We start from the raw sequence: 16,675 nt of genomic DNA, 5'->3' as shown, positions 1-16,675 counted from the left end.
CGATTTCTCTCAGGTCACGCGCACAGGCGCAGCCATACCACGCCGGTAAAACACATCGTGGCGAGAAGTGCGGCGCCGTTCGCCAGGACTCCGATCCTCGCCAGCGAAGAGGTCGAGCCATCCCGTTGTGCCTTCGCGGTAAGCCAGAAAAGCAGAAGGACGATGGCTGCTGTTGCGATGATCAGCAGCAGGCGTAGCAGTGAGATCGGGCCGAGCATCTGCTCGTTCCAACCGGCCCGGCACCCTGTCGCTTGAACGGCGTAGAGAAACAGAAAGCCGCCCGCCCAGCCGATCCAGGCGATCAGGATACCGAGCAACGCACGTCCGCTCATGGGCCGGCCCCTCCGGCGAGAAGATTGATGACCAGAGGGAATGCCAAGGCGATCAGGCCTGTGGTCAGCGTGAACAGGTGCCATTGGCGGCCAAGCCGCAAGTCGAGATCCCTGCGGACGGAGACATATCCGCTTCTGACGCGCCAGAGACAGAACAGCGACAGGATAAGCCCGACGAAAATATGCAGGATCGCATAGGTCTTGACCGCAAAGATGCTGGCCATGGCCGCATGCTGCGTCGCCTCGCCGTGGGTGTTGATGAGGAAGTAGCCGAGAGCCAGGAGGGCGACGCCATAGGCAAGCGCGACGATGCAGAGGTTTCTTTCGGTTCGGCCCGTGAAGGTTGCTCGCCCGAAACCCGCTGCCACGACAAGCGCGGCTGCCGCAATCAGAGACGTAGTGACATCGATGGGAATTGCGCTCTCCGGGGGCCAGTTCGGGGCTGACAGCCATAGAAAGAGCGAACCGAAGAGCAACGACGCGAAGAGCGTTGCATCGGCGGTCAGGGTGAATGCCATCGCCCAATAGGATGGAGGCTGCTCGGTCTGGTAGTGATGCGGCAGGTTGGTACCGTGACCGACAGGGAGGTCGGCCAGATCCGATTTCAGGCCGCAATCGCGGGTCCATAGCAGGAAGAGCGCCGCGACGATCAGGAGTGCAATGGGCGCAAGCCAATAGAGTTTCACGAGGAGAAGCGCAAAGAAGCTGCCGGTCGCGATTGCCGTCAGCAAGGGAAGGCCGGTTCTCTTCGGCAAGACGACGACCTGCTCTGGCTTTCCCGTCACCATGTCGACGCCAATCACCTCCATCCAGCCGTGACGTGTTGCGCCAAGATAGCCTTGTCCCGAAGCCAGCATTGGCCCGAGACGGTCCGGATCGAGCTGGTCGGCGCGCGCCGAGATTTCGGGCAGCGACGCGAAGGCATAGGCAGTCGGAGGCGTTGGCATAGCCCATTCCAGCGTGCCGGCTTGCCACGGATTGCGGCGGAAGGGCTTTCCGAAGACGGCAAGCAGCAACAGGTCGAGCGCGACAAGGGCGAAACCCGTTGTCATGATGAAGCCGCCCATCGAGGAGATGAAGTTGAGCGTTTCCCAGCCCGCCTCCGGAGGATAGGTCGAAATGCGCCGCGGCATGCCGCGCAGACCCGTCAGGTGCATGGCGAAAAAGGTCAGGTTGAAGCCGATGAAGATCATCCAGAAGGCGGCATGCGAAAGATGCTGCACGGCCTGCCGGCCGAAGATGTGGGGTAGCCAGTAATAGGCTGCGGCGAGCATGGGGAAGACGAAGCCGCCGACCAGCACATAGTGGAGATGGGCGACGACGAAATGCGTATCATGCGCCTGCCAGTCGAACGGCACCATCGCAAGCATGACGCCAGTCAGCCCACCCAACACGAAGACGAACATGAAGCCGAATATATGAAGCATCGGCACCGAAAGTCGCGGCTTGCCATGGGCGAGCGTGGCAAGCCAGGCAAAAATCTGCACGCCGGTTGGAACCGCCGCCAGCCCGCTGGCGGCCGAGAAGAAGGAGAGAGCGACATGGGGAATGCCGACCGTATACATGTGGTGGACCCAAAGCCCGAAGGAGAGGAATGCGAGCGCGATGACCGCTGCCACGACGATCTCGTAGCCTTCGAGCGGGCGACGCGCGAGCGTTGGAATGATCGTCGAGAGTGCGCCGGCCGCCGGCAGGAAGATGATATAGACTTCGGGATGGCCGAACAGCCAGAAGAGGTGTTGCCACAGCAGTGGATCGCCACCGCGGGTCGGATCGAAGAACGGAAGGCCGAAGGCCCGCTCCGCTTCCAGCAGGATCGAGCCGAGAATGAGCGGCGGGAAGCCGATCAGCATCATGCCGGCGACGATCAGCATGTACCAGGCGAAGATCGGCATCCGCGTCAAGGACATGCCCGGTGCGCGAAGCTTTAGCACCGAAACGAGGATCTCAACCGCCGCGGAAAGCGCCGAAATCTCGACGAAAGTAATGCCGAGCAGCCAGACATCGGCATTGACGCCGGGCGAATAGGTCGATGACGACAGCGGCGTGTACATGAACCAGCCGCCGTCGGGCGCGACGCCCGTAACGAGCGCGCCGACGAGAAAGGTCCCGCCGAACAGGTAACACCAGTAGCCGTAAGCGGACATGCGCGGGAAAGCGAGATCGCGGCTTCCCAGCATCTTCGGCAGGAGATACATCGCGAGCCCCTCGAAGAAGGGGATGGCGAAGAGGAACATCATCACCACGCCATGCATGGTGAAGACCTGTGCATAGGTGGCTGCGTCGAGGAAGGCGCTTTGGGTTGTGGCGAGCTGCGTGCGGATGAGCATGGCCAGTATGCCGCCGATGGCGAAGAAGACCAGCGCGGTCAGCATGAAGCGCTTGCCGATGACGGTATGGTTGACAGCCTGCAGGCGGCCCCATCCGGGCGGCGTGCCCCATATTTCCGTCAGTTCACGATGAAGGCGCAACGCCGATTTCCGGGGGGCTTGCGTCATCGGGCGGGCTCCTGCGCTTGAGGCAGACCGGCCAGAATGGCTTCGAAATCCTCTTGTGCATGGGCATGCACCTCGAAGGACATGCCATCGTGACCAGTTCCGCAATATTCCGAACAGACGCCGCCATAGATGCCGGGACGGTCTGCGAGAATGCGTATTGTGGCGGCGTGGCCGGGGATTGCGTCGATCTTGCCTCCGAGGCGGGGCGCCCAGAAGCTGTGGATCACATCATTGCTGGTCGCCGTCACCACGACCGTCCTGCCTGCCGGGATGTGAAGGGTGCCCTGGCTTGTCCGCACACCTTCGGCATAGCGGAAGTCCCAGCGCCACATGCTGCCGCGCGCCTCGACGTTGAAGGGTTCGCCACCGATCCCGAGATTCAGGATATACTCGCCGCGCATCAGTCCATGGCCGATCAGCGCGACCAGAGTCACGAGCGGAAAGACGATTCCACCTAGCCAGATCCAGCGGGAAGGTGATACCCGACGTCCGGTTCCCGGCCGGAAGACGACAAGCAAGAAAAGTGCAAGGACAAGCAGGAAGATTACCGCCGAGCCAGCCAGCATCAGCCACCAGAGGTTTGCGATAGCGCCGGCGAAGGGACCTGCCGGATCGAGCGCGGAAAGATCGCCGGTGCAGCCGGTGAGCAGAAGCGGGGACGAAAAGACGAAGACGCGGCGGAACCCGATTGCTTGTCGCACGGTTATCGGCGGGAAGGGAGAACACGCATGGAAGAAACGCAGGACAAGGGCAATCCCGTCATCCAGAAGGTCGACGAAAAGGATGCCAGCTCGCTGGTCGCGATCAGCGGGCACCCGCTGCATGCCATGAGTGTGCACTTTCCCATCGCCTTCGTGTTCGCCACGCTTGGCGTGGACGTGCTCTACTGGTGGACGGGCGATGCCTTCTGGCTTCGTGTCGGGCTGTGGTCTTCCGGCGGCGCATTCTTCCTGGGGATGGCGGCGGGCCTCGTCGGCACCGCAGAGCTTCTGCTTGTGCCGGGTATTCGCGCACGGGCGGCCAGTTGGGCGCATGCCATTGCCGCCATGACCCTCATTGCCGTGATGGGTGCCAACTGGGGAACGCGCATGATCAATCCGCTCGACGTTCTCCCGCAGGGCCTCTTGCTCTCGGGGCTGGCCGCGGTTCTCACGGGGATAGCAGGCTGGCATGGCGGCAAGCTCATCTTCGATCACGGCGTCGGCCTCATGGTTTCCCCCAAGGATTGAATTCGTCGTAGAGGCGCTTCAGGCCACCTGGCTCGGAGAGGACGTCGATGAGCGCCAGATCCACTGTCGGCTTGGCCAGCACGATGAAGAAGATCGCGACCACGACCCCGCCACTGAGAACCGTAGCCGTCACGAAGCGCCAGGGCGGATAAATTTCACCGTCGCGAAAAAGCCTGATGACGACGAGACCGGTCAGCACGTGCAGAATGGCGAAGACGCCGACGAGGGCGAGTTTGATGGAGAACCACGCCTCGAACGTCTGTCGCAGGAAGATCAGCATCGTCCCGGTGAGAACGGCCACGAAAGCTGCCGGCGATATGATGCCGATATAAGCGAACCGCACCAGCCGCTGCAAACGCAAGAGCGCATCCTCGTCTTTCACATGGGCGCGCTGCACGTAAAGCCCCGGCAGACTGACGACACCGGCCGCCCAGATCGCGATGGCGGCGATATGCAGGAATTTGGCAAGCGCGATCACGATGCCGGCCGATCGAGGCTGTTCTGCGACAGCAGGGTGCGGATGCGCCACAGCATGGCGACGAGATAAGGACCGGCGGCCGGAACCCACATCAGAACGCCGGCCAGTTGCTGGTCTTCGAGTGGCGTCACGCCGAAAGCCGCAGTCGTGGTCAGATGGACGTCATAGAGTGGGTTGCGCGAGAAAGTGAGAAGTGCAGCCAGCATACCCATCTGCAGCACCGTGCCGAACAGAACCGCGCAGGCATTGCCAGCGGAGGTCCGGGGATCGAGCGCGATCATCCACAGCCACATCGCCGAGCCCAGTAGTGAAAGCTGCATCAGCCAATAGGCGGCATAGGAGGAAAGCGCGAAGTGATAGGCGACGGGCGAATGCCAGAGCCAGAACAGCAGCGCATGGACCGCGAAGGCTATGTGCGGCGCGCGGGGCCGCCATGGCAGCCGGCCCAGGGCAAGAACCAGGAGCGGCGCTGCTATGGCGACGAGCAGAATGTGATGAAGCACTCTGGCGGAGAAAAGGGCGGACGCCAGCGCGCAGAGCGGGGACACGAAGGCGACGAGAAGCACCACGACGGCGGCGGCAGCATAGTTGCGGCGCGGCCAATCGCTACCGTGGCGATAAAGGGAAAAAGAAAGAAGCGCCAGCGCCACGAGCAAAACAGGATCGAAGTTCCACCGCCACGGCAGGGACAGAAGGTCCGGGGCCGGCCCGCAATAGATTTCGTCGTTCGGCATCGTTCTCTCCGCTCGGTGCTTCACGCATGGGTTTTCGCAAGCAGGCTGGCCAGCGCCTGTGCTTTGTCCGGCGTCGCCGCGCCGCCCAGATTGCCCCTGTCCGAAGCGACATAGGTCGCGGTGGCGGCAAGTCCATAAACCGGCTGCTTTTTTCCACCGACGATGCGAGGGGTGAGAACAAAAGAAGCAGGGCTTGTCAGCCCTACATCTCCACTTCGCGCATGTTCATAAGGCCGTAGAGTCCGTGGGCCTTTTCTTCTCGGCGTTTTGTTCCTGCATAAAGAGCGACCAGGCGGAGATGAAAAGGGCGGCTATCAGGGGGCCGATGACGAAGCCATTGATGCCGAACAGCGAAATACCGCCGACCGTGGAGATCAGCACGACATAATCGGGCAGCCGCGTTCCCTTGCCTACAAGCGGTGGCCGCAGCAGGTTGTCGATCAGCCCGATCACGAACACGCCGATAAGAACCAAAATCACGCCCTTCAACCAAGCGCCTGCAAGGAAGAGCCAGATCGCGGCCGGAATCCAGACGAGTGCCGCACCGACAGCGGGCAACATTGACAGGAACGTCATGACCACGCCCCACAGCAGGGCGGCTTCAATACCCAGAGCCCAGAAGCTGACGCCGCCGATCGTACCTTGAGCGATTGCGATGATGATGTTGCCTTTGACGGTGGCGCGAACCACGTCTGCGACCTTGTCGATGAATTTGCGGCTGTAGTCGTCACTCAGCGGTATCGCCTTGCGGATCGTCACGCCGAGCGCGGCGCCATCTCTGAACAGGAAGAAAAGCAGGTAGAGCAGGATGCCGAAGCTGACGAAGAACTGCAGCGTGTTCTGACCAAAACTCAGAATGCTTCCCGCAATCGTCTGGCCGGCCTGCATGAAGGCAGAGGAAATCTGGTCGCGCAGTTCGGCAAAGCCGCCCAGCCGCATCGAATTGAGCCAGTTGTCGACGCTCGCCGGCAACGCGTCCTGGATACGCGTGAAATAGGCATTCAGGTCGATCTCGTTGCTGCTGATCCGCTGGTAGAGGCTCGTTCCCTCCTGAATGAGAGAACCGAGTATGATCATGGCCGGCACGATGACGAGGCAGATGCACAACAAGACCGTCAACAGGGCGGCGATGGTGCTGCGGCCGTGGAGCCGCCGTTCCAGCCTCGTGTGGACCGGAAAGAAGATGATGGCAAGGATAACTGCCCAGAAGATCGCAGTGTAGTAGGGCAGCAGGAGCCAGAGGAACGCGACCGTCAGGAGTGTCAGAAGAACGTAGAAGCTCGTACGTTGAATAGACATGGTTGCCTTGCTGGCTAGGCCGCTCGTGACATTCCTGCCGGACGGATGCAGAACATTTCGGGCGAACAATAAAGACAGATTCAATCAAAGGCCAATGGGAAACCGCCCGGCGAGGGTGGCTGTTACCCTGCAGATTCTTCCGTCACGACCTCGAATCGCGTCAGGAGTGCGGGTCCGAAGGCCGTCGAAAGGGCGACGTCAGTCGCATCCCGCCCCGTCGCCATCAAAATCCTGCCGATGCGGGGCGTGTTATGACGCGCATCAAGCGTATACCAGCGTCCGCTGAGATAGACTTCGAACCAAGCGCTGAAATCCATGGGATGCGGATCCCTGGGAACGCCGATATCGCCAAGATAGCCGGTGCAGTAGCGTGCGGGAATGTTCATGCAGCGGCAAAGGGTGATCGCGAGATGCGCGAAATCGCGGCAGACACCGGTCCGATCGTTGAACCCGCCGTAAGCTGTTCGGAGCGGGTCGGCCTTGTTGTAATCGAAGGTTATGTGATTGTGTACGAAGTTGACTATCGCCTGCACGCGCGGCCAGCCGAGCGGCGTGGTAGAAAACCGTTTCCAGGCAAAATCTGCGAGCCGGTCCGTATCGCAGTAGCGACTGCCGAGCAGGAAAACCAGCACGTCGTCGGGCAGATCCTTGATGTCGTGCTGGAAGGCGTTCTCCGGTATGGGATCCGGCAGGCCGCTGTCATAGATTTCGAAGCGGGTGGAGATCGTCGTCAGGCCGGCGGGGGCCAAGATGCGGCTGCAGGCGTTGCCGAACCCGTCCAGATATTCCCAAGCCTCAATCGGGCGGTCGAAGGTCAGGATCTGCTCCGTGAGCAGATCGGCGCGCCGGCTGGGGTGGATATTGAGAACCAGCAGCATGGCCGTATCGTTCTCGCACTCGTAACCGATGTCGAAGCCGGCGCGTATTTTCATTGGCATACCCCTGGAACAGCCATGATAAAGCGCAACGCTTTCGCATGCTTGACGTTCCATTCAGGGCGAAGAAGACCTATGCGCGCCGGGCCTTGCGGTTTGCGTAGCGTAGGTCGCGCGCTGCCTTTCGCTCTGCCTCGTCTTCGATCACGCGCGCGACACGCGCTTTTTCGGCGCTCTCGCGGGCATGCGTCTCGGCAAGCGCAGCCGCTTGCGCCTCGGCCTGCAAGGCGGCTTCTTCGGCGGCGATTCGTGCCTGCTCTTCCGTCTTTACGCGTTCGCGTTCGGCGCGCCGTTCCTCGCGTGCCGCGGCGACGAGTGCACGTTCAGCCTGGCGCTCCGCTCTGGCAGGTGCCGCGGTGGCCTGGGCCGCGCGATAGGCTTTCAGCAGGGCCGACTTCGCATCGGCCGATGCCGTGCGGCGGTCGGAAAGCTGGTTATCTCTGGCGTTCTTCAAATTTTCGTCCTGTCTGTTGTGGTTGAGAAGGTATCACCGCGCCGTAGCGCGCTTTGCGAGGAGAGCTGAGGTGGCGGATGCGCTGTCTTCCATTTTCTTCGCAAGCCGTGCTTCGCGGAGCCGTTGGGTCTTGGCGTCGCGGGACTGGCTGATGGAGGCAAGCTCCTCAACCGCCTCGGCCTTGGCGAAGAAGGGTGTCTGGATGGCATTGAACGCGATCTCGGCCATCTGGCGCGAGCGGCTGTGTTTTTCGGTCATTGGATTTCCTGTGGTGACGCCCGGCAGGCGAGCGGAAAACAAAAGGCCAGGCGGTTTGCCTGGCCTTGCTTTGGGTGGCGCGCTTCCGGCAGTGCCAGTACATCCGTGGTCAAAGGGAAGCGCTACCTGATCAGGCAGCCTGGAGATTGCAGGCCGACATCTTGCCGGACTTGTTGTCACGCTCCAGGTCGAAGCCGATCTTCTGGCCTTCGACGAGTTCGCGCATTCCGGCGCGCTCGACGGCGGAGATGTGAACGAATGCGTCTGCATCGCCGTTGTCAGGCTGAATGAAGCCGAAGCCCTTGGTGGAATTGAACCATTTAACTGTGCCAGTGGTCATGATGAACCCTTTCATAGCAACATTGAGAAACCGATGCGCCAAGGCGCGCCGGAGGATGATAGCGATTTTGAAAGGAAGTTCGTTCAGGGCGCGGTGCCAGGCGCGCAACAAGCAAAGCTCAAAGCAAATTCGATGCGCACTTGTACCCTGGTAATGTGGGCGGGTCAACTATTAGTTTTTTCAGCATTCAATCTCGTCATTTGGTTGTGCGGTGATGGCGTACACGCGCCGGCTCGTTCAACGACCGCTTTGATCCTGGGCGCTGTCTTCTTGTCTCAGGGCACGTCGTACAGAATGCCGGTCGCAAAGTGGGTGGCAGCGACATCTGCCACCCTCGGCCAAAGGGAGGATACAGGGATGGAAAGGGAGTAGACGGGGTGGGCCATGCCGTTGAATTCACCCTTCGCGCCGATCGCCTTGGCCTTTTGCTCGAATGGTGTGACCGGCGAATCAAACGCTATGCTTGCATCATCGCCCATGCGACCTGACCGATTAAGGGAAGGGCATCGGCGCGATTGCAGGGGCGTCAGATGATCTTCTTGCTGGTCGAAAGCTCGGCTTCTCTCGTGCTGAGCACCGTTTTTGTCGTTCTGTTGCGCTGGCTTTCGGTGCCGCTTCGCCTGATCGATTTGCCGGACCACCGCAAGATCCATGAGGGCGCCGTCCCGCTGTGCGGGGGGATTGCGATCTTCATGGCCTTCGCCGGCATGAACCTGCTCACGGCCAATGGAATGGATGTCGGGCCGGGCTTCTGGCTGGCGACGATCCTCGTCGTCACGCTAGGGGTCCTGGATGACCGCTTCACCTTGCCTGCGCGTTTGCGGTTCGCTGCACAGGTCATGATTGCCGTGGCGATGATCGCCGCCGAAAGCCTGGGGCAGATGTCGTTCGGCGACATTCTGCCGGTAGCCGGCCCAGGCGCCTATGTCGTGCTGCTCGTCATCTCCGTTGGCTTCGTCGTCGGGTTGATCAATGCCTGGAACATGGCTGATGGCGTTGATGGCCTGGCTGGCGGCATGGCCGCATCCACTCTGGTGTGGATCCTCGTCCTCGTGCTTCAGATGGGAGAAGACGGGCTCATCTTTCCAGTCGCGGCGCTGCTTGCGGCGGTCGGTGGCTTTCTCGTCTTCAATTTGCGCAGCCCATGGCGCGCACGCGCCTCAGTCTATCTCGGCGATGCCGGTAGCACGGGGTTGGGCGCGATCATCGCCTATCTGATCCTGCGCCTGTCGGATGGTGCGCAGGGCCTGCCGTTCCCATCCCTTCTGTGGCTGGTGATCGTTCCTGTCATCGATACGCTGAGCCTCATGGTGCGCCGCCTGCTCGATCACCGCAGCCCGATGTCGGCGGATCGCCGGCACCTGCACCACCTCATGATCGATTCCGGTCTGTCTCAGGCTGCGACGAGCTACATCATCATCCTCGTTTCGTTTCTGTGTGGCGGTATCGGCTATCTGGGCCTGCTCTTCGAGGTGCCGCAGCAGGTAATGGTTGCCGGCCTGCTGCTCGTGACGGTCGTTCACAGCGCTTTCGTTCTGACCGTCGAGACCGCCACGCATCGGCGCGCCAATCGGGCAGCAAGCCCATCCATCAAGCTGCAGATATAGGAGGAGCACGATGTCGATCTCCGTGCTGATCATGACGCTGAACGAGGAGAAGAACCTGCCCGCCTGCCTCGCCTCGCTGGACTGGTGCGACGATATCGTCGTGCTCGATTCCTACTCGACCGACGCGACCGTGGAAATCGCGCGGGCCGCCGGCGCCCGTGTCTATCAGCGGGTCCACGATACTGAATCGAACCAGCGAACCTATGGACTGAAAGAGATCGAATACAAGCATCCCTGGGTCTATACGCCCGATGCCGACGAGGTGACGCCGCCCGACCTGCGCGACGAGATGCTGGCGATTGCCCGCGACCAGAGACGGCCCGAAAGCGCCTTTCGCATCCGTTACAAGAACATGTTCATGGGACGCTGGATCAAACACAGCAGCCTGTACCCGACCTGGATCACCCGGCTGGTGCGGCCTGACCGCGTGCGCTACGAACGCGACGCCCATTCCCGCTGCCTGACCGAAGGCCCGGAAGGCCGACTCAACGCGCATTTCATCCATTACAGCTTCAACAAGGGCATGAACGCCTGGTACGAGAAGCATAATCGCTACTCCTCTTCGGAGGCGCGCGAGACGGTGGTCAGCCTGCGCGAGAAGCGCGTGCCCTGGCGTGATGTCCTAAGCGGCGTACCCGAGCTTCGTCGGCGGGCACTCAAGGAACTGTCCATGCGTCTGCCATTCCGACCAACTGCCCGCTTTCTCTACATGTATGTGCTGCGCGGCGGCTTCCTCGATGGGAAGGAAGGCTACCACTACTGCCGGCTGCTCGCCGCTTACGAATACATGATCGTCATCAAGACCGAAGAACTGCGACGCAGGGAAGAAGGCTTGCCGGTCTGATCGTTGTTGCGGGCCGCACGTGCCTTACGGCGGCTGATATTTCGTGAACCCGCTCATTAAAGAAGGAGACGCGCCCGTGACGCTGGTGTTGACCTGTCTGCTTTGCCTGACGGTCGCCATGCTCCTTCTGTGGGGCATGCTGGCCCCGGCGCGCATCTATCAGCTTCCCTTCCTGGTCGGCGTCATGGCCGGGAGCTTTCTTTTGCCGCAGCTTCCCGGACTGATGGACGACCGGTTCCTGCCGCGCGGCGCCTACGACCGGATGGTGGCGTTCACGATCCTGTGCCTTGTGGCCGCGTGGCTCGGCTGGATTTCCACCCGCAAGCCTGTCGCCTTCCTCCGGGGGAATTTCGGCGAGAGGCGCCTGCTGATCATCGCCGCCGCGCTTTCCGTCATCGGCGCCTATTTCTATTTCAAGCTCAGTCGCCTGCCGGGCGACATGGTCGTCGGCGTGCAGATGAGTGGCGTGCCGGTTATATACCTTTTTGTTGCGCGTCTGATGACCTACGGGCTTGCTATCGGCGCGCTCTGCCTTGCAAGACGGACGTCGCTCTTCGCGCTGTCGATCGTTGTCTTCGATCTTGTCTTCTACCTCGACCGCATCGTGGTGACGGGGAAAAGGGCGGAAACCGTCGAGCTGTTCGCGATCTTCGCCGTCGCCTTCTGGTTCCACCGCGGGTGGCTGGCGCCTCGGACGATCATACTTGCGGGCGTGCTGGTGGGGACGTTCCTCATGAACAGCATGGGTGATTACCGCGCGATCACGCGGGAGAATTCCTCCCCAATCTGGCAGGATATCAGCCAGATCGACGTCACCGCCAATTTCAGGGCAACCCTGAAGGAGGGTGGTCTGGAAGTGCGCAATGCGATCCTGCGGATCGATCATGCCGCCGACTCGCTCGAATTCGACTACGGCAAATTTCACTGGAACCGGCTGGTGTTCAACTACGTGCCCTCCCAGATCGTCGGTGAGGCGGCGAAGCGGTCGCTGATGCTCAGAACGCCGGCAATGGCACGCGACTACAACGCGCTGACCGGCACGACGGAGACAGGCATGGCCGACGCATTTCAGTCGTTCTGGTATTTCGGCGCGCTGAAGTTCTTCCTGATCGCCTATCTTCTCGCCCGGCTCTGGGCGAGCGCAAAGGAGGGCCAGGCAGCGGGTCAGATCGTCTACATGCTGTCGGTCGTGCCGGCCATGCATGTCGTGTCGCATCAGACCGACTGGGTCATTATGGCCTGGGTACACATGGTGCTGTTTCTCGTGCCGTCGCTGGCGCTGGCGGCCGTTCCCGCACGGCGAGATCCTGGCGCCCATCCCGATCCGTTCGCGTCAAGGAGGCTCGTCCATTCATGAAATCGCGCTATGACGATCCCGCGTTCAAAGCAAGCGGCCTCGCCACACCGCTTCTCGGCGGGCCGACTTTCGCGTTGCGGTTCCGCCTCATGCGGCTTGTCTGGCTCGTTGCCTGGCAATGTCTTGCCGCCTGGACACCGTCGCCCCTCCATCCATGGCGAAACCTTGTGCTGCGGCTGTTCGGTGCGAAGGTTCACCCGACCGCCATCGTGCACGGCAGCACGGCAATCTGGTGGCCGGGCAATCTCGTGATGGGGCGTAACGCTTCGATGGGGCCGGGTGTCATCTGCTACAACGTGGCACCGGTGACGCTCGAGGCTCTTGCCATCGTCTCGCAACGCGCGCATCTGTGCACAGGCACCCACGATATTCATAAGGCATCCTTCCCATTGGTGGCGCGACCCATCATTCTGCGTCACAGGGCGTGGGTTGCCGCAGAAGCCTTTGTCGGGCCGGGAACGGAAATGGGAGAGGGTGCGGTGCTTGGTGCGCGGGGCGTGGCCGTCAAATCACTGGAGCCCTGGACGGTCTATGCCGGCAATCCGGCGAAGGCTGTCGCGAGCCGCCGGCGGAGTGCGGACGACGTTTAATCGGGCTGTGACTATCGTCTCGCAGCCGTCAGGCTTTGTTTTACCGCCACCGGTCTGTAGGCCTCGTAAAGGCTGATGGTCCGATGCGCTATGCGCGGCCAGGTGTAGTTCTCGAACACCAGCCGGCGGCCTTTGTATCCCATTGCCGTCGCTGCGAGAGGATGGGAGAGCACATCAATCAGGGCTGTGGCTATTTCCATCGGATCGAGGCTGACGACTGCGCCCGCACCGGCCGCGGAAACTTCCGGAAAATGGCAGGCATCGGTAATGACCACGGGCGTGCCGCAGGCGAGCGCCTCGGTGATGGCGATGCTGAACCCCTCCTGACGACTGGGCAGGCAGAAACAGGCCGCCGCCGCAAAGGCCTGCAGCTTGGTCTCGCCGTAGATCGGGCCTACCATGAACACGCGGCTCTCGAGGTCAAAGCGGCGCACGAGATCACGGAAATCGTTCTCCGCGCCACCATCGGGGCCGGCGACGACGAGATCGACATCTGGGCATTGCCGCGCCACCAGCTGGAAGGCGCTTGCCAGGAGATCGAGCCCCTTCTTGTAATGCAGCCGCGACAGGAAGAGCACGAAACGTCGCCCCGTCGGCAAACCCAGCACGGTTGGGAAATCTGCTGCGGACGGCAGGGTTTCGAATTCTTCGGTGAAAACGCCGTTGGGGATGATTTCCGCCGGCGCTTTCAGCTGAAGTGGGCGCATCAGTTTGACCTCGTCGCGGTTGAGCGCGTGAAGAAACGCAGCATTATCGAGCATTCGACGGAAAGCCACGGCGAGAGCGAAACGTTTCTTCCAGGGCTTTTGCGCGAGGCTCCATGTGTCGAGCATCCCGGCGGGGCAGACGCAATAGGGAATGCCGTTGCGCGTGGCGATGGCCGCCGCGCAGGCAAGGATCGGTTCCCACACGCCGTGCAGATGCACCTGCTCGCTGTCGGTGAGAATGCGCGTAAGGAAGGGGCGTGCCTTCAGGCACAGGATCGCCTCGATCGTGCCTGGTGGCGGCAGAATATTCCAGACGACCTGCCGGAAGCCTGGAATTGTCGCGCCGAGCCGGGCGACACTGGCGAGCGTGCGGTCGTCGGCCTGGCTGACCACGCGGACATCGTGCCCGAGGCTCGCCTGGGCTGCGGCGAGCCGCATCACCACGGCCTGCGGCCCGCCGCTGTCAGGGTCGATCGATGTGATCACGTGGACGATCTTCATGAGGGAGATCCGCTGAGCGAGGAAAGGACGCCGAGAAGGCGGGCACCATATTGTTCGACGGTATATTCCTGCGCGCGAAGCCGGGCGTTGGCTGCCATGGTCGTGCGCACGTCCTCGTTGTCGGCAAGATAACGGACGGCATCGACGATGGCCTGCGGATCCCGCTCCGGCACGATCAGTCCTTCCACGCCGTCGCGCACGACGCTTCCGGTGCTGTAAGTGGTGATAACGGGGAGACCCGAGGCCAGCGCTTCGTAGACCACTGTTGCCGACCCCTCGCAAAGCGAAGGCAGCAGGAACACGTCCGCCCAGCGATATTCGTCTGCGATTGCCGCGCGTGGTACGATGCCCCTCAGCTCGATCGAACGGCTTAGCCGGCGGCGGATCGGTTCGGGCAGCCGGTCGGGGCCGGCCATGCGCATACGCACAGCGGATCCGAGGCGTTCGGCAGCCTGCAGCACATAGGGCGAGCCCTTGCGCAGGCCGACCTCGCCGATCGTCAATATGCGCAGCGGCCCAGGTGTACGTATGGCCGCGCTCGAATGGTCCTTCGCATCGACGCCATAGGGTACGACCACGCAGCGCTCTGCCGGAACGCCCTCGGCGACAACATGGTCGCGCACGAATTCCGAAGGGCAGACGATGCGGTCGGCCAGCGCCCATTCCGCGCGCTCGCGCTCCGCGAATGCCTGGGCGTGAGGATTCGGGGGCGGCGGCCCCGCCCATTCCGGGAAACGCCGCATTTCCTCGGCGAGAACGGTCTCCACGATGGCGCGCGGTGCGATCATCTGCTCGACGGTGACCCAAAGACCTTGCCGTTTCGCCGCCTGCATCTGCTCCAGCGCGTCACCGCTATAGGCGTAGAGGCCCGCGGCATCGTGGAAGCCCTGCATGGCGACGAGAGTCGAGAACCGGCTGCCAGCCCACACGGCGTGCGAGGCTTCTTCTGCGGCATCCTCGATGCGCAAACGGCGGATGGCGGAACGGACGCCGAAAAGCGGGAAATCCGTAATCAAATTCGGCGGTACACCATTCGGAACCCGTCCGACCAGCCGTCGCACGGGACGAGGCAGCAGGGCGGGCGGCAGGAGGCGCAGCAGTGCCGGCCAGCTTTTCGTGCCGCAGATATCGGTGAAGAAATGGCCAAGCCGCCCTTCCTTCGCCAGGATGCGGGCGACGGCATAATGCATGCGGGCGCCGAGCTGGCTCACGATGACGGTCTGGGTCATGACGGTCGATGCTCCAGCACGATAGCACCCGCCGGAACGGGGTCTTTCTCGGCGATCTCGGCGAGAAGTGCGCTCCAGGTCGTGAGCGCGCGCTCATAAGCATAGTCGGCTTCGAGCACTGCCCTTGCGGTTGCGCCCATCGCCGTCACTCTTTCTGGATCGGCGGCGAGATCGGATATCGTTCTGGCAAGCGTTTGCGACTCACCGATCTCTATATTGACGCCGCAGCGCTCGGCGGCCACGACGGCTGCGACACTCCCCCTGGGATCGCCGATGAAGAGTGTCGGTTTTCCCGCCGCGAGGATGCCGTAGAACTTGCTTGGAATGATGCAGTGTTCGAGGCAAGGCAGCAGGGAGACGACGTGAAGGTCCGGCACGCCCAGGCTGTCAGCAAGCTGTCTGGCCGGCTGCAGCGGCTTGAAGGCTACATTGGCCAGGCCGCGCTTGTGTACGGCATCCATAACGGATTGTAGCTTGTGGCCGCCCCCGACCATAAGAAAGCGGACGTCAGGATGGTCCTTTAAAAGCGTCGCCGCTTCGATCAGTGTCTCGAATTCGTGAGCACGGCCGAAATTGCCGGAGTAGCCGACCACAAACTTGTCCGAATAACCCCAGGCGGCTCGCAGGGGGTTCTTTTCCTTTGCGATAGGGTGAATTTCGGCGGCGTCTGACCAATGGTGCAACACGCGGATCCGCTTTGCCGGCAGACCTCGTGTCACGAGATAGTCCGCCATCCGCTCTGTCGGACAGATGGTCAGCCGCGAATGGGCAATCGACCGGTCGCGCAACCATGCCGCAAGCCGGCCGAGGATAGGGGCGGTGCGAAGGAGACCAAGCTCGATTGCAGTTTCGGGAAAGAGATCCATGACCCAGTTGACCATGCGTCCGCCGCGCAGCTGGATGGGCAGCGCGCAGGCAAGCGAGATCAGCGGCGGATCAGTACAGACGACGACGACATCGCCGCGCCGGACGTTGCGGGAGAGCCAGGCGAAGGCTGAAAGATGGAAGGACAGGTAGTCGGCGGCCCGGCCGGGCAGGCTGCCACGACCGAAGCGCGAGGTGGACAGCCTCACGACCTCCACGCCCGAACAGATCTCTTGCCCGGCGAGCGCCGCGGTGGGGTCGTGGTGAAGCGTTCGGCTGGTGAGGACGGTGACCGCGCCACCGTGTCTGGCGAGGCCGAATGCCAGTGCGGACACCATGCGGCTCGTCGCCGACTGGTCGGGATGGAAGTACCGGTTTACGAAGATCGTCCTCATCGAGCCGCCCCGCATTTTTTCCTG

Annotated in this window: 19 protein-coding genes; 5 read left to right on the top strand and 14 right to left on the bottom strand. The window is 62.0% G+C overall.

Annotated features, from left to right (window positions below; translation table 11 throughout):
* Window positions 1-14: 14 nt before the first annotated feature.
* From MNR02_RS18410 to coxB, 3 genes are read right to left on the bottom strand one after another with little or no spacing between them, the layout of a single operon-like run.
* On the bottom strand, window positions 15-332 hold the full coding sequence (locus MNR02_RS18410) for a hypothetical protein (RefSeq protein ID WP_241949433.1): 318 nt from the start codon (window positions 330-332) through the stop codon (window positions 15-17).
* The gene (gene ctaD, locus MNR02_RS18405) at window positions 329-2,830 is read right to left on the bottom strand and encodes a cytochrome c oxidase subunit I (RefSeq protein ID WP_241949432.1); all 2,502 of its coding nucleotides are present in this window, start codon (window positions 2,828-2,830) and stop codon (window positions 329-331) included. The genes MNR02_RS18410 and ctaD overlap by 4 nt, the downstream gene beginning before the upstream one ends.
* Window positions 2,827-3,531 carry a cytochrome c oxidase subunit II gene (gene coxB / locus MNR02_RS18400; RefSeq protein WP_241949431.1) on the bottom strand — a complete coding sequence of 235 codons (705 nt, stop codon included), beginning with the start codon at window positions 3,529-3,531 and terminating at the stop codon, window positions 2,827-2,829. Before coxB ends, ctaD begins: the two co-directional genes overlap by 4 nt.
* A gap of 27 nt (window positions 3,532-3,558) precedes the next feature.
* Here coxB and MNR02_RS18395 point away from each other — a divergent pair, with 27 nt between their 5' ends.
* Entirely contained in the window at window positions 3,559-4,059 is a 501-nt protein-coding gene (locus MNR02_RS18395; RefSeq protein ID WP_241949430.1) for a DUF2231 domain-containing protein, read from the top strand.
* On the opposite strand, the gene MNR02_RS18390 is transcribed toward MNR02_RS18395, so the two are convergent.
* From MNR02_RS18390 to MNR02_RS18355, 8 genes are all read right to left on the bottom strand, one after another.
* The gene (locus MNR02_RS18390; RefSeq protein WP_241601393.1) at window positions 4,037-4,537 is read right to left on the bottom strand and encodes a CopD family protein; all 501 of its coding nucleotides are present in this window, start codon (window positions 4,535-4,537) and stop codon (window positions 4,037-4,039) included. The two genes, MNR02_RS18395 and MNR02_RS18390, sit on opposite strands and share 23 nt — an antisense overlap.
* Entirely contained in the window at window positions 4,534-5,271 is a 738-nt protein-coding gene (locus MNR02_RS18385) for a cytochrome c oxidase assembly protein (RefSeq protein ID WP_241949429.1), read from the bottom strand. Before MNR02_RS18385 ends, MNR02_RS18390 begins: the two co-directional genes overlap by 4 nt.
* Before the next feature lie 225 nt (window positions 5,272-5,496).
* Window positions 5,497-6,570 carry an AI-2E family transporter gene (locus tag MNR02_RS18380; RefSeq protein WP_241601579.1) on the bottom strand — a complete coding sequence of 358 codons (1,074 nt, stop codon included), beginning with the start codon at window positions 6,568-6,570 and terminating at the stop codon, window positions 5,497-5,499.
* Between the two features lie 122 nt (window positions 6,571-6,692).
* Entirely contained in the window at window positions 6,693-7,502 is an 810-nt protein-coding gene (locus tag MNR02_RS18375; protein WP_241949428.1) for a transglutaminase family protein, read from the bottom strand.
* Window positions 7,503-7,578: 76 nt separating this feature from the next.
* A complete protein-coding gene (locus MNR02_RS18370) occupies window positions 7,579-7,959 on the bottom strand; it encodes a DUF6481 family protein (protein WP_241601391.1) in 381 nt (126 codons plus the stop codon).
* A gap of 33 nt (window positions 7,960-7,992) precedes the next feature.
* Window positions 7,993-8,217 (bottom strand): hypothetical protein, encoded by a 225-nt coding sequence (locus MNR02_RS18365; protein WP_241601390.1) that lies wholly within the window; start codon window positions 8,215-8,217, stop codon window positions 7,993-7,995.
* A gap of 130 nt (window positions 8,218-8,347) precedes the next feature.
* On the bottom strand, window positions 8,348-8,557 hold the full coding sequence (locus MNR02_RS18360; RefSeq protein WP_241601389.1) for a cold-shock protein: 210 nt from the start codon (window positions 8,555-8,557) through the stop codon (window positions 8,348-8,350).
* A 275-nt stretch (window positions 8,558-8,832) separates the two neighbouring features.
* Window positions 8,833-9,036: a hypothetical protein gene (locus MNR02_RS18355; RefSeq protein ID WP_241949427.1), complete on the bottom strand. Its 204-nt coding sequence runs from the start codon at window positions 9,034-9,036 to the stop codon at window positions 8,833-8,835.
* A gap of 51 nt (window positions 9,037-9,087) precedes the next feature.
* Here MNR02_RS18355 and MNR02_RS18350 point away from each other — a divergent pair, with 51 nt between their 5' ends.
* From MNR02_RS18350 to MNR02_RS18335, 4 genes are all read left to right on the top strand, one after another.
* Complete coding sequence (locus tag MNR02_RS18350; RefSeq protein WP_241949426.1) at window positions 9,088-10,164, top strand: MraY family glycosyltransferase; 1,077 nt, start codon at window positions 9,088-9,090, stop codon at window positions 10,162-10,164.
* A 10-nt stretch (window positions 10,165-10,174) separates the two neighbouring features.
* A complete protein-coding gene (locus MNR02_RS18345; RefSeq protein WP_241601386.1) occupies window positions 10,175-11,008 on the top strand; it encodes a glycosyltransferase family 2 protein in 834 nt (277 codons plus the stop codon).
* 76 nt (window positions 11,009-11,084) lie between these two features.
* Window positions 11,085-12,365: a hypothetical protein gene (locus MNR02_RS18340; protein WP_241949425.1), complete on the top strand. Its 1,281-nt coding sequence runs from the start codon at window positions 11,085-11,087 to the stop codon at window positions 12,363-12,365.
* Window positions 12,362-12,955 carry a putative colanic acid biosynthesis acetyltransferase gene (locus tag MNR02_RS18335; RefSeq protein ID WP_241949424.1) on the top strand — a complete coding sequence of 198 codons (594 nt, stop codon included), beginning with the start codon at window positions 12,362-12,364 and terminating at the stop codon, window positions 12,953-12,955. Before MNR02_RS18340 ends, MNR02_RS18335 begins: the two co-directional genes overlap by 4 nt.
* 11 nt (window positions 12,956-12,966) lie before the next feature.
* Here MNR02_RS18335 and MNR02_RS18330 read toward each other — a convergent pair whose 3' ends face one another.
* The 3 genes from MNR02_RS18330 to MNR02_RS18320 are packed head-to-tail and all read right to left on the bottom strand — an operon-like array spanning window position 12,967 to window position 16,651.
* Window positions 12,967-14,163, bottom strand: a complete 1,197-nt coding sequence (locus tag MNR02_RS18330) for a glycosyltransferase (protein ID WP_241949423.1) — start codon at window positions 14,161-14,163, stop codon at window positions 12,967-12,969.
* Window positions 14,160-15,392, bottom strand: coding sequence for a glycosyltransferase family 4 protein (locus MNR02_RS18325; protein ID WP_241949422.1), 1,233 nt, complete (start codon window positions 15,390-15,392; stop codon window positions 14,160-14,162). The genes MNR02_RS18330 and MNR02_RS18325 overlap by 4 nt, the downstream gene beginning before the upstream one ends.
* The gene (locus tag MNR02_RS18320) at window positions 15,389-16,651 is read right to left on the bottom strand and encodes a glycosyltransferase family 4 protein (protein ID WP_241949421.1); all 1,263 of its coding nucleotides are present in this window, start codon (window positions 16,649-16,651) and stop codon (window positions 15,389-15,391) included. The genes MNR02_RS18325 and MNR02_RS18320 overlap by 4 nt, the downstream gene beginning before the upstream one ends.
* Window positions 16,652-16,675: the final 24 nt, after the last annotated feature.

The sequence above is a fragment of the Shinella sp. H4-D48 genome, from assembly GCF_022637395.1.
GTDB classification, from domain to species: domain Bacteria; phylum Pseudomonadota; class Alphaproteobacteria; order Rhizobiales; family Rhizobiaceae; genus Shinella; species Shinella sedimenti.
The sequence above is the reverse complement of the archived record's forward strand: the minus strand, read 5'-3'. Positions and strand labels throughout refer to the sequence as shown.

Bases quoted from the DNA above. Each gene is read 5' to 3' on its own strand.
- MNR02_RS18410 (WP_241949433.1), bottom strand. From the start codon at position 332: ATGAGCGGACGTGCGTTGCTCGGTATCCTGATCGCCTGGATCGGCTGG.
- ctaD (WP_241949432.1), bottom strand. From the start codon at position 2,830: ATGACGCAAGCCCCCCGGAAATCGGCGTTGCGCCTTCATCGTGAACTG.
- MNR02_RS18395 (WP_241949430.1), top strand. From the start codon at position 3,559: ATGGAAGAAACGCAGGACAAGGGCAATCCCGTCATCCAGAAGGTCGAC.
- MNR02_RS18385 (WP_241949429.1), bottom strand. From the start codon at position 5,271: ATGCCGAACGACGAAATCTATTGCGGGCCGGCCCCGGACCTTCTGTCC.
- MNR02_RS18380 (WP_241601579.1), bottom strand. From the start codon at position 6,570: ATGTCTATTCAACGTACGAGCTTCTACGTTCTTCTGACACTCCTGACG.
- MNR02_RS18375 (WP_241949428.1), bottom strand. From the start codon at position 7,502: ATGAAAATACGCGCCGGCTTCGACATCGGTTACGAGTGCGAGAACGAT.
- MNR02_RS18365 (WP_241601390.1), bottom strand. From the start codon at position 8,217: ATGACCGAAAAACACAGCCGCTCGCGCCAGATGGCCGAGATCGCGTTC.
- MNR02_RS18360 (WP_241601389.1), bottom strand. From the start codon at position 8,557: ATGACCACTGGCACAGTTAAATGGTTCAATTCCACCAAGGGCTTCGGC.
- MNR02_RS18355 (WP_241949427.1), bottom strand. From the start codon at position 9,036: ATGGGCGATGATGCAAGCATAGCGTTTGATTCGCCGGTCACACCATTC.
- MNR02_RS18350 (WP_241949426.1), top strand. From the start codon at position 9,088: ATGATCTTCTTGCTGGTCGAAAGCTCGGCTTCTCTCGTGCTGAGCACC.
- MNR02_RS18345 (WP_241601386.1), top strand. From the start codon at position 10,175: ATGTCGATCTCCGTGCTGATCATGACGCTGAACGAGGAGAAGAACCTG.
- MNR02_RS18335 (WP_241949424.1), top strand. From the start codon at position 12,362: ATGAAATCGCGCTATGACGATCCCGCGTTCAAAGCAAGCGGCCTCGCC.
- MNR02_RS18330 (WP_241949423.1), bottom strand. From the start codon at position 14,163: ATGAAGATCGTCCACGTGATCACATCGATCGACCCTGACAGCGGCGGG.
- MNR02_RS18325 (WP_241949422.1), bottom strand. From the start codon at position 15,392: ATGACCCAGACCGTCATCGTGAGCCAGCTCGGCGCCCGCATGCATTAT.
- MNR02_RS18320 (WP_241949421.1), bottom strand. From the start codon at position 16,651: ATGAGGACGATCTTCGTAAACCGGTACTTCCATCCCGACCAGTCGGCG.